The sequence below is a fragment of the Mesorhizobium sp. M0571 genome (genome assembly GCF_040320985.1).
In the GTDB taxonomy this organism is placed as follows: domain Bacteria; phylum Pseudomonadota; class Alphaproteobacteria; order Rhizobiales; family Rhizobiaceae; genus Mesorhizobium.
This window is the reverse complement of sequence record NZ_JAMYQT010000087.1, coordinates 1-11,369: the sequence shown is the minus strand read 5'-3', so window position 1 is coordinate 11,369 and position 11,369 is coordinate 1. Positions and strand designations below refer to the sequence as shown.

Here is an 11,369-nt window from a genome sequence, read left to right as displayed (position 1 = left end):
AGCCGCTGCGGGAGGGCGATGAGCCCTATGCGGTGTCCTTCGCCGTGCCTATGAATGCCGGCGGGCTGAAGATCCTGTCGCGCAAATCCTACGAGGAGAGCGCCGTCAGTATCTTCGACAATCCGCTCGCCAGCCGCTTCGACGAGAACGATGCCGTGCTCTACTTCGACGATGTGAAAGTTCCCTGGGACCGAATCTTCGTCAGCCAAGACATCGCCATGTGCCAACGGCAGTTCCACGCCACCCCGGCGCATGTGTTCCAGAACTACCAGGCGCAGATCCGCCTGATGGTGAAGATGCGCTTCCTCGTCGGCATTGCCCGGCGCATTGCCGAGACCAACGGCGTCATCAACTTTCCGCAGGTGCGCGAGACGCTGGGAGCGCTCGCGGCGCAGAACACCATGGTCGACGCGCTGGTGCACGCCATGGAGGTGAAGGGCAGCATGCTTGGCGGCTATTTCGTGCCCGACGCACATACGCTTTATTCGGCTCAGGTGCTGACACAGCAGCTCTATGCCGGGGTGATTTTGGCCTTGCGCGAGTTGGCGGGCGGCGGACTGATCATGCTGCCGTCCTCCGTCCAGGATTTCGCCGATCCGGAGCTGCGCAGTCTGATTGAAAGGACGCAGCAATCGCCGGTCCTCTCGTCGGAGGGCCGGGTAAAATTCTTCAAGCTGGCCTGGGATGCGGTCGGGTCGGAGTTCGCCTCGCGCCACTTGCAATACGAGATGTTCTATGCAGGCGCCACCTTCGTGACCAAGGGGCACAGCTTCCGCACCTTCGACTGGGACCGCTGCACGCAGCTCGCCGATCACATGCTGGACAGCTATTCGCTGGAAGACGAGGTCGACCGTGCCGCTCTGGCTGCCGCTTGAGGTTTGCCATGCCGATCCGAAAGGAACATAAGGAATTTCACACGATCGACATGACCGGGGACGGCTGGCATTCGCCGCCTGGTTACCCGTCCGGCATCGAGCAGAAGATTCTTGCCGGCCGGCTCGACGAGGCAGGCAAGACCGGGAATCGGACGCGGCTGCTTCGGTTTGCACCAGGCGCCTATACGACGATGCCGTTCGTGCATGACTACTGGGAAGAAGTCTATCTCGTATCGGGAGATCTCATCGTTGGCGGAACTTCGGTCGAAGAGGCGTCGCCGAGTTTTGCCCCGAACACCTACGCCTGCCGGCCGCCTGGCGTCTATCACGGTCCCTTCCGGTCGCAGACCGGGTGCCTGCTGCTCGAGCTACACTACTACGAGGCCCAACTTTTCGAATGATGTCCAGCGACCAAGCGGTCGACCCTTCGGTGTCGGCCAAGTCGCTGATCAAGGTCCTTCCACCCAGCACACTGCAGGTAGAGGCGGTTCACGATTTGACGGAATCGAAGGGGATTCCGGATTTGTTGGTTTTGTGATTGAACTAAACCGCTGCCGCGGTAGCTGATGCCAACGCAACCATTCTCATCTGGAGCTTCCAGGGACGGGTTTGACGGCCTTTTACTGAATGCTCTTCTGATATCTGCAGAAGGTTCTCTTGCTGCGGCCGGTTTTTGGCGGTGTTCAACATGCGGAATCCACCTGCCCGGCGGATCGCGGTTTTTCTTCGAGGGAATGAGATAGTTCGGGCCCGGTTGTCCCGATTGCTGACCCGTTCACTTCTGCCGCGGTTGGGTGAGTTCCTGGCCCGCCGCGATGAGCTGCCCCGATCGCTTTGCGCGAACTCCGTCCAACAGAGTGCGCGCCGCATTCCTGACTTCCTCCTGGATGGCGTGGTCCGCATCGAGCTCATCATGGCTCGTTGCGTAGGGCTTCCAATATCCGATGTATCGGTCGAGCTCTGCCATTGCTCCCGCCGGACAGAGATGCATAAAGCAGAGCCAGTCGGAAATGGAGCGCCGGACATTTTCCGCACCTTCGACATCGCCGTGGACGACCACGGAAAACAGCCGGCCTTCCAAATGGCGGGGATAATCCCAGCCGGAAAGCTCCAGCTCTTTCGCCTCTTTCGCGTCCTTGCCGTGCGTCCGGGTCGGGTCGGGATTGCCGCCATCGGCGCAGACCAGCCGGTCCATCATCAGCTTCAACGGCGACGAGGCCATATACCAGTTTACGGGCGTAATGATCATTATGCCATGGGCCGCCACCCACATTGGGTAGATGTCGTTCATCCAGTCTTGGGTCTGGCCGAGCGAATAGTTCGGATAACATGAGCACGGCCAATGGCACAGAGCCGGCGCCGTCGAGAAGCACGCTTTGCAGGGATGGATGTTGCGCCCGTATTCGGAGGCGAGCCGCGACAGATCGAGCAGCTCGACTTCCACCTCGCCAGCGGCCTCGATCACATCGCGTGCGATTTCGACAAGCCGCCAGGACTTCGACATCTCGCTTGGGCAGGTGTGCTCGGAGCGGGATGAGCAGTTAATCAGAAGGATGCGCGAAGGAAGGCTCTGGTCCTCATGCCGCTGCTGAGCGGCTCCGACGGCCTGATGAGCATTGTACCAGTCCACAGCCAAGTCGTAATCCGGTTCGGCGAATTCCGGACCAGCTTTGCGGGTGCACGGACTTTTGCGCGAATGCTTGTAAGCGTCCCACGCCGCCTCCGTGACCTTGGTGAGCTCTCCCTCTAGTGAATCAAAGGCCGGGTCATGAAATTGCGAGCGGAAGCGGCGCTTGAATTCGTCTTCCCCAAGCCGCGGACTGGGCATGCCCTTCCGCGGTTCCGGGGCCTTTCCGGGCTTCATCCAATCGAACATCTGGAACCCTCAGTCGCGAAGGCACAACGCGCGGGATCACAGGAGCGTTCCGCGCCGGCGGTATGCACCCGCTCGGAACTGCGAGCCGCCTACACAGTCCGCGGCTTTATGCGCGGCGCAGCTTGCGTGTGCGAAGGCCGCGCAATCCAGGGAATCAACAGGTCCGACAGGTCGGCTGGAACGATCAACGATCGATCTTCCTTTCTCAATAGAACACGAGAGACCCCTCCGATGCTTTCACTCCTCCGCGATGGGCGGGCTGTCGCGCTACTCCTTTCGGCGACGCTGACGATCCTGTCCAACACGCTCATCAGCCCCTTCGCTCCCGGGCTTCAGGCGGCATTCGAAGGCCAACCCAATGCACCTGCTGGTCCGTCTTCTGGTCACCGCTCCGTCTCTCGTGGTTGCGATCCTCGCCCCTTTCGACGGCGCGCTGGCCGACCGCTTCGGGCGGCGGCGCCAGCTATGGGGCCGGAAGCCGACTGGCTGGTTCTGATTTCCCGATTTGGCAGAGCAGACATTCATTTCCGCACAATCATTGTCGCGATCTGACCCCAAGCGGTCATTCGGAAGTATTCGTAGACTTACAAATTGGCCTTAGATTTTGACTTTCCCTAGCGTGAAGCAGGCTCAGACCACGCGATCGAAGCGTGGTAACGTCTCTGGAGCGTCACATGCGCGGGGAGAATTCATATCGCCGGTTAGCGGCGCGGTCGCCGCGTGGCCGCTGGCCCTGCGTGCGCAGCGGCCCCGCGACGGACCCTTGCCGTGCGTTTGCGGGGAAACGATTATCTCCGCCATTCAGGACCTTGGTGCGAGAAGCGACAGGCGCGAAGAAGCCTTGATTCCGGCGTCACGCCGGCCAATCAGTTAGCCGTGAAAAGATTGCGGCATCCGGGAATAAAACACCGCCTACCCTGGTCTTCCATGCATACGCTGCTGATTGACCTTGAAGGAACGCCACACTGCAAGCCCCAGCACTGACGAGCACGACGGCATCGGCCAATACGTTCACGAGCCCCCTGAAGGGCCATGGGTTTGGCGCCGCCGGCCGGTTGGCTTCGCGCCTGCCTGTCGAGAAATCCTGCGCCGGCCGAGATCGAGAAAGCCCTGGCGCCACGGATGCGATGCTGGTCGTGAATTCGGCAATGCTTGTGCTCGAGAACGCATCTGGATGGACGCATCGTTGCGGCCCGGTGTGTGATTGACATCGATGAGACACTTGCCTTCACTTTCACCGCCGCTGGCGGCCCGGCATATTTCCGCTGGGTTAGCTCGCAAGGCAGAACCATCCTCGCCCCATGAGCACAGCTCAAGACGAGGCGCATATGACGGTGTACCCATGCTGAGCAGCGATGCGCGGGCCGACCGCTTCAGCGAAGTGGTAATGCCTCATCTCGCCGACGCGCTTTCGCTGGCCCGTTGGTTGATCGGCAATGCTACCGACGCCGAGGACGTCGTGCAGGACGCCTGCATGAAGGCACATGCGAGCATCGCCAGCTATGCCGGCGGTAATGCACGAGCCTGGCTGCTCACCATCGTTCGCAACTCGTGCTACACATGGCTGGCGCGCAATCGCCCGCGCAGCATCGTCTCGGTGGGCGACCTCGGCGATCTCGACGAGATGACCGCCGCTCGCGCAGTCGATGTACCCGATAGCGAAAACCCGGAGGCGAGCCTCATTGCCAAGCCCGACACGGCGGCTCTGGAAGCGGCGATCGCCGCCCTGCCGCAACCGTTCCGCGAGACGCTCGTGCTGCGCGACATCAATGGCCTCGCCTACCGCGATATCGCGGCGATGCTCGGCGTGCCGATCGGCACGGTGATGTCGCGGCTGGCGCGGGCGCGCGGCCTGCTGATCTCTGACCTTGGGAGGGCGCAATGAGCGCGCACAATGATGGATTGCCCGAGGACGCCGCAGGCATGAACCTGATGCTGCATGCACTGGTCGATGGCGAGCTCGATGCCGCTGCGGCAATGGCTGTCGAGCGCCGCATCGCCGCCGATCCCAAGCTGGCGGCAGAACATGCCCGCGTCATGGCCTTGCTAGGGGCGGTGGCCACGCTTCCGAAGCCACAGGTGAGCGACTCGTTCAGCGCGCGCATCGCAGCCATGGCCGCAGTCGGTAACGTTGAAGTGCTGCGACCCAAAGCGCAGCCGGCACAAGCGAAGCCCGCTCGAACCAGGTGGTCGACGCGCAATTTCGGATCATTCGATTGGCGCGCCATGGCGGCGTCGATCATGATCAGCGCGGTGCTGGCCAGCGGCGCCACGCAATGGGCGATGCAGCCTGGTGCAACCGACAGCTTTGCCGCAGGGGTAGCCAGCGGCCACCAGCGCAGCCTGCTGGCGACCAGCCCGGTGGATGTCGTCTCGTCGGACCGGCACACGGTAAAGCCCTGGCTCGACGCAAGGCTCGGCCTTTCGCCACCGGCGCCGGACATGGCCAAGGACGGATTTGCGCTCATCGGCGGCAGGGTCGAGGTCATCGGCGGTCGAGCGGTGCCGGCACTGGTGTATCGCCACCGCGAACATCTGATCACCCTTGTCGCCGAGCCGCAAAATGCCGGTGCGGTAACCGACCCTGTCGATCTTTCGGAGGGCGGCTTCTCGCTGGTGCAATGGAGCGACGGCGCCTTCTCCTACTGGGCGATTTCTGACATGGAGCGGCCGGAGCTCGAGGATTTCGTGGCGCGCTTCCGCGCCGCTGTCGTGACGGGCTGATAGCCAACCGTCCAGACCTCTGCTTATCAAATGCGACTCAAATGCGACACCACCGCTGGCGCAGGCCCTACGTGGGCCGATGGGCCATGGCAGCAGCATGGTGCCGACTTCGGACGCGACGCGCGCGCTTGCAATGACCTATTGATTTGACGAAGCGGGAAACCCGCACGCGGGCTCCGAGCAGGTCCGTAGTTTTCCACCATTCCTTCCTTCATTGGCGCCGCCATCTGTCGTGCGGCGTCGGCTGGCCCAGTTCCAGGCGACCGCCACCCCCTGATCTCGGGACTTCCAAAAGAATTTCGCGCCACTCGGGAATAAAGGGATCCCTTGGCGAGTCTTGTTGTTAGCGGGGCCAATTTCCCGGCACGCAACCAAGAAACGAAACAAGGACCTACCGAAATGACCAAGCTCGCTCTCAGCGTGGCTGCCATGCTGCTTGCCTCAAGCGCTGCCTTTGCCGGCAGCGACAATGGCGCCAACAATTCCAACCAGCCGGTCGCGACTGTCGACACCAATGCGACGGCTTCCACCCCCTACACCTCGCGCCAGGACGGCGTCGATACCAAGGTGACGACCGGGCCGAGCCAAGGGTCGGTTCAGGACATCATCACCCGGCATAACAACGACGGAATCTGGGGTCGCTGAACGCGCCTCCGAACACTCTCTCACCCACTCACAAACAGGAACCAGCGACATGAAAAAGATCGTCTTGACCGCTGCCGCCATCCTCGTTGCCACTGGCACGGCCTTCGCCGGCAGCGACCACTACGACTCGAACACTTCCAGCCAGCTGGTCGCCAGCCATTCGGTTTCAAAAATCGACACGTCGCACACCGGCTCGATCCGAAAGTCCGAAAAGGTACAGGGTGACGCCAATGCCAGCGTGCCGGCTCAGTACGGCCAAGGCATCTGGGGCAACTGAGTTTCTCGGGCCAGGACCACAACAGTTCCGCAATCACGACGGAGGGCCACGCCCGGCTCTCCGCCATCCCCTCACTGCTTCACACAGGAGATCATCATGTTCAACATGACACGTCGCACATTGCTTGGGTCCGCGGCCGCCGCTGCCGCTTTCGGCCTCGCTGGAAAGCTGGAATTTACCCGTCCCGCATTGGCCGAGACACCGGTGGAGCCGACCGTCGGCTTCTACAAATACAAGGTCGGCGATATCGAGATCACCGCCATCTATGACGGCATCTGGCGCAAGCCGCACGACCCGGCCTTCATCAAGGATGTCACCGTCGAGGACACCAAGGGCGCCCTTGCCAAGGCCGGCCTGACGACAGACTTCATGCCCATCCCGCTCACCGTCGTCGTGCTCAAGATGAACGGCAAGCTGATCATGATGGATGCCGGATCGGGTGTCCGCCAATGGCAGACCAATGCCACCCACCTGCCGGCCAACATGGCTGCCGCCGGCATCGACTACAAGACCATCGACACCATCATGATTTCGCATTTCCATCCCGACCACGTCTGGGACCTGATGGAAAAGGGCACCAGCGCGCCGGTGTTCCCGAACGCCGAACTCGTCGTCAACGCCACCGAATATAATTGGTGGACCGATCCCGGCCGGCTGGCAAAGCTGCCGGAAGGGCGCAAGCCGGCGGGCAAGCGCATCGCCGAAAACTTCCCGAAATGGAAGAACTGGAAGCTAGTCGAGGACGGTGCCGAAGTCGCGCCCGGCATCCAGATCATCGCGGCGCCCGGTCACACGCCCGGCCACTCCGTCTACCTGGCGAACTCTGGCAAGGAACAGATCATGATTTCGGCCGACACGATGTACGTGCCGGCGCTGCTGGCGCCGCATCCGGAGTGGCAAGGCAGCTACGACCAGGACGGGCCGACGGCGATCACCGCGTGCCACAAAGTGATCGATCGTGTGATTACCGACAATATCCGGATCTCGGGCTCGCACTTCCCGTTCCCGGGCACCGGCACCTTCGTCAAGGACGGCAATGCGTACGGCTTCACCCCCGTGCAAATTTAAGCGCGGCAATCCCCACAAAGCGAGAAAGACAATGAAACCTTCCCTCTTCAACAGGCACGCCCTGTTCGGCCTGCTCGGGGCCGTTGCCGTACTGACTGTAGTTCCCGTCGCGACAGTCATGCCAGCCTTTGCGGTCGACGACATCGAAGGCGCCGACGCGCCCGACCTCACCGCCGTCAAGGCCAAGATCGACGCCAAGGATTATAAGGGCGCATTGGCCGATCTGCGTGATCTCGCACAGGACACACAGCAGGCCGACGTCTACAATCTGCTCGGCTTCACGCTGCGCAAGACCGGTGACTACACGACCGCGCTGACCTACTACACCAAGGCGCTCGAACTGAAGCCGGACCATAAGGCCGCGCGCGAATATCTCGGCGAACTCTATGTCGAGACCGGTGACATGGCCAAGGCCAGCGAGCAGCTGGCATCGCTGACGCAGCTCTGCCCGGCAGGCTGCGAGGAACGCGCGGACCTGCAAAAGGCCATCGACACCAAAGTGACCAAATGAAGTCAGGCAGGTGCCGCAAGGCGCCTGCTCTTTCCCCTTTGCCTGGAGCCAATCGTGACAACGACACAAACCGCCTCGAAACTACATCTCACCGACTTGACCCTGCTGGCGGGTCGCCTGCTGCTCTCCCTGCTCTTCGTGCATGAAGGCTTTGAGCTGGCGACCCATTTCGACGGTGCCGCGAAATCCACGGCAGCTCTCGGTGTGAGTCTGCCGCTTCTCGTGGCCACCATAGCGCTGCAACTGGGAGCCGGTCTTTCCGTCGGCCTCGGCTTGCTGACGCGCCTGGCAGCGGTTTCACTTGGCCTGTTCTGTCTGGCAACGGCAGCGCTGTTCCACACCAATTTCGCCAGTCAAAATGAACTGCTGCATTTCGACAAGGACTTGGCCATAGCCGGCGGCATGTTCGTCCTGGCAGTCGCCGGCGGCGGGACGATATCCCTCGACAGGGTGCTGAAAGGCTTGGTGAAGCGCCGGCAACAGGACAGAGAGACGCTTGCCGCGCTCATAGCGGCCGGTAGCCCTCTATCGGTAGGCGATATCAAGCTTCCATTCTGAATCGGCCAACACGCCTGGTCTCATATCAACCCCCCGCCCGATCGGCACCCCACAAACTGCCTCGGGTGACCCCTCATGGTGCAAGCCGCTCGTGGCGTGTCGCCATCGAGGTCCGCTTATCGGCACGGATAGGACCGCCCCTACCGGCCGATTTAGGCCGCGAACATGACCTCCAATGTGGATACCTTCTATGTCTGCTGCCGGGCGCGGCGCAGGCGCCGGTCGCCCGGGCCACCCGTTAGATTGATGCGGGTCAGTTATTTCCGACGCCTTTGGCGGCTTGTTCGATGATCCTGGCGACGGCTGCGGGATCGGAGACGTAGACCGCGTGGCTGCCGGGCACTTCAACGGTTGTCGCTCCAGCCCGGTTGGCCATCTGACGCTGCGCCGGCGGAGGGATCATATGATCGTCGGCGGCAACGAGATACCAGCTCGGCTTCACTCTCCAGGCTGGCTCGGTGACCTTGCCTTCGAGCGCCGGAATACCCCACGGAACCTGCGAGTCCGCCATGAAGGCAGCGAGCGAGGGACGGACATCGGCGGCGAAAGATGCGGCGAACTTTTGCTTGTCGAGTATCAGGAAGCCGTCGACAGGCGGCAGGATCGGCGGCACCGGGGCGCCGGGCGGCGGGTTGGCGATCAGGGTCGAGACCGATTCACCGGCATCCGGCGCGAAGGCGGCGATATAGACGACGGCGGCTACCTTGTGATCGGTGCCGGCTTCCGACACCACCACGCCACCATAGGAATGGCCGACAAGGATGACGTCGCTCTTGGCTTCGGCGATGGCGCGCTTCGTCACCGCGACATCGTCGGCGAGCGACGTCGTCGGGTTCTGGACGATGGTGACGTCATAGCCGTCCTTCTTCAGCTGATGGTAGACGCCTTCCCAGCCGGAGCCATCGACGAAGCCCCCATGAACCAGGATGACGGAATTTGCTGCGGTGTGCGACATTTGAGTTCTCCTTTTGCGTTGGTTGCAGAAGGACTATGCCGCCGGGCCGGCTACACCGCTTTGAGGTGACCTTCAGGGCCTCTTGATTTTCCCTTGAGACGGCTTTGATTTTGCGGCCACGACACGGCTACAGTGTCCAGAATCGCTATTAGCTGCGTTCCGGAGTCAGCAATTTGCCGTATCTTTTCGAGGATTTCGCACTAGACGGCGACCGGCGCGAACTGCGTCGCGGCAACGACCTGATATCCGTCGAGCCACAAGTGTTCGACCTCTTGCAATATCTGATCCGCAATCGCGAGCGGGTGGTCAGCAAGGACGATCTGATCGATGCGGTCTGGCAGGGACGCATCGTTTCCGACGCCACGCTGGCCAGCCGCGTTAACGCCGCCCGCAGCGCTCTTCAAGACAATGGCGAGCAGCAGCGCCTCGTCCGCACCATCCTGCGCAGGGGCTTTCGTTTCGTCGGCACCGTGCGCGAAGAGGCTGAAGCGGCGGCTGTAGTGGAGCAGCCGAAGCCGAGGCTGAGCATTCCCGCCCGCCCCTCCATCGCCGTGCTGCCCTTCGTCAATCTGAGCGGCGATGCGGATCAAGACTATTTTGCCGATGGCATGGTCGAAGACATTACCAGCGGCCTGTCGCGCATCCGCTGGCTGTTCGTAATCGCGCGGAATTCAAGCTTCACCTATAAAGGTCGAGCGGTAGACGTGAAGCAGGTCGGACACGAGCTCGGCGCGCGCTATGTGCTGGAAGGCAGCGTGCGCAAGGTGGGAAGCCGGGTCCGCATTTCCGGCCAGCTCATCGACGCCGAGGACGGCAGGCATCTGTGGGCCGAACGCTACGACCGCGAGTTGACCGACGTCTTCGCGCTGCAAGACGAGATCACTGTCAGCGTGGTCGCGGCCATAGAGCCCAACTTGCGCCGGGCCGAGATCGAACGCATCAAGCGCAGGCGACCCGACAGTCTCGATGCCTACGATCTTTTTCTGCGCGCACTCCCCGACGTCTACACCTTCATGCCGCAGGGTGCCGCCAAGGGGCTGCCGCTGCTGGACCAGGCACTCGCCATTGAGCCGAGTTATGCGCTTGCGCACGGATTTGCCGCCTGGGCGCACCAGACGCTTTTCATCCGCGGCGGTATGCAGGCCGAGCATAGTGACAAGGCCTCCCGCCATGCCCATGCGGCGATCGAGCACGGTTCGGGCGATGCCATGGCGCTGGCTTTGGCCGGCTTCACCATCGGCCTGGTCGAGCATGACCGCAGGCTGGCCGACGAGGCGTTCGCGCAGGCTCTGGCGCTCAGCGCTTCCTGCGCCTTCGTCTATGCTTTCGGCTGCGTGCCGGTCGCCTATGGCGGCGATGCGGCACGCGCCATTGACTGGTGCGAGCAGGCCATGCGGCTGAGTCCCCTCGACGCCATGAGCTGCGTGCCGCAGGGCATCATCGGTTTCGGCAATTTCCTCGCCGGCCGGCATGAGCAGGCCATAGCTGCAGGCCGGCGAGCGGTTGAGTTGAACCCCGGCTTCAGCATCCTGCACGGATGGCTGGCCGCCCCCCTTGCCCGGCTTGGCCGGATCGAGCAGGCAAAAACAGCGGGATCCCGGCTGCTGTCGCTCGATCCGCATTTCACGATTAGCCGTTGGTCGGCGGCGGTGGGGCTTGCGCCTGAGATCATCGATGATGTCACCGACGCGATGCGAGTGGCCGGCCTGCCGGAATAGGAGCTTCGGTAGCTTATGTCCGCTCTTGGCGGACGGACCGGATCGGTGGAATGACCAACATGCTGAAGGGTTTCGGGTGCCGTCAGGCGTACGAAAGTCTCTCATGCAGGAACCCGCGGGCCGCACGCGGTGAGCTATGGGGATTTGTGTTTCGGGGTGTGC

At 62.3% G+C, this 11,369-nt stretch carries 13 protein-coding genes; 11 read left to right on the top strand and 2 right to left on the bottom strand.

Annotated elements, in window-relative coordinates; genetic code table 11:
* On the top strand, positions 1 to 875 hold an 875-nt coding region (locus NKI85_RS36135; protein ID WP_352780609.1), incomplete at its 5' end, for a 4-hydroxyphenylacetate 3-hydroxylase C-terminal domain-containing protein.
* An 8-nt stretch (positions 876 to 883) separates the two neighbouring features.
* The gene (locus NKI85_RS36130) at positions 884 to 1,276 is read left to right on the top strand and encodes a cupin (protein ID WP_352780608.1); all 393 of its coding nucleotides are present in this window, start codon (positions 884 to 886) and stop codon (positions 1,274 to 1,276) included.
* Positions 1,277 to 1,650: 374 nt separating this feature from the next.
* Here NKI85_RS36130 and NKI85_RS36125 read toward each other — a convergent pair whose 3' ends face one another.
* Positions 1,651 to 2,751 (bottom strand): flavodoxin family protein, encoded by a 1,101-nt coding sequence (locus NKI85_RS36125; protein WP_352532419.1) that lies wholly within the window; start codon positions 2,749 to 2,751, stop codon positions 1,651 to 1,653.
* Positions 2,752 to 3,109: 358 nt separating this feature from the next.
* Here NKI85_RS36125 and NKI85_RS36120 point away from each other — a divergent pair, with 358 nt between their 5' ends.
* From NKI85_RS36120 to NKI85_RS36085, 8 genes are all read left to right on the top strand, one after another.
* The gene (locus NKI85_RS36120; protein ID WP_352532417.1) at positions 3,110 to 3,247 is read left to right on the top strand and encodes a hypothetical protein; all 138 of its coding nucleotides are present in this window, start codon (positions 3,110 to 3,112) and stop codon (positions 3,245 to 3,247) included.
* 846 nt (positions 3,248 to 4,093) lie between these two features.
* Positions 4,094 to 4,636, top strand: a complete 543-nt coding sequence (locus NKI85_RS36115) for a sigma-70 family RNA polymerase sigma factor (protein WP_352532415.1) — start codon at positions 4,094 to 4,096, stop codon at positions 4,634 to 4,636.
* A complete protein-coding gene (locus NKI85_RS36110) occupies positions 4,633 to 5,475 on the top strand; it encodes an anti-sigma factor family protein (RefSeq protein ID WP_352532413.1) in 843 nt (280 codons plus the stop codon). Before NKI85_RS36115 ends, NKI85_RS36110 begins: the two co-directional genes overlap by 4 nt.
* 399 nt (positions 5,476 to 5,874) lie before the next feature.
* A complete protein-coding gene (locus tag NKI85_RS36105; protein ID WP_352532411.1) occupies positions 5,875 to 6,120 on the top strand; it encodes a DUF680 domain-containing protein in 246 nt (81 codons plus the stop codon).
* 49 nt (positions 6,121 to 6,169) lie between these two features.
* Positions 6,170 to 6,397 carry a DUF680 domain-containing protein gene (locus tag NKI85_RS36100; protein WP_352532409.1) on the top strand — a complete coding sequence of 76 codons (228 nt, stop codon included), beginning with the start codon at positions 6,170 to 6,172 and terminating at the stop codon, positions 6,395 to 6,397.
* Positions 6,398 to 6,493: 96 nt separating this feature from the next.
* A complete protein-coding gene (locus tag NKI85_RS36095; RefSeq protein WP_352780607.1) occupies positions 6,494 to 7,465 on the top strand; it encodes an MBL fold metallo-hydrolase in 972 nt (323 codons plus the stop codon).
* 31 nt (positions 7,466 to 7,496) lie between these two features.
* A complete protein-coding gene (locus NKI85_RS36090) occupies positions 7,497 to 7,976 on the top strand; it encodes a tetratricopeptide repeat protein (protein ID WP_352532405.1) in 480 nt (159 codons plus the stop codon).
* 96 nt (positions 7,977 to 8,072) lie between these two features.
* Complete coding sequence (locus tag NKI85_RS36085) at positions 8,073 to 8,534, top strand: DoxX family protein (RefSeq protein ID WP_502896246.1); 462 nt, start codon at positions 8,073 to 8,075, stop codon at positions 8,532 to 8,534.
* Between the two features lie 253 nt (positions 8,535 to 8,787).
* Here NKI85_RS36085 and NKI85_RS36080 read toward each other — a convergent pair whose 3' ends face one another.
* Entirely contained in the window at positions 8,788 to 9,489 is a 702-nt protein-coding gene (locus NKI85_RS36080) for an alpha/beta fold hydrolase (protein WP_352532401.1), read from the bottom strand.
* A gap of 173 nt (positions 9,490 to 9,662) precedes the next feature.
* Here NKI85_RS36080 and NKI85_RS36075 point away from each other — a divergent pair, with 173 nt between their 5' ends.
* Positions 9,663 to 11,207, top strand: coding sequence for a winged helix-turn-helix domain-containing protein (locus NKI85_RS36075; protein ID WP_352532399.1), 1,545 nt, complete (start codon positions 9,663 to 9,665; stop codon positions 11,205 to 11,207).
* The last annotated feature ends 162 nt before the right edge of the window (positions 11,208 to 11,369 follow it).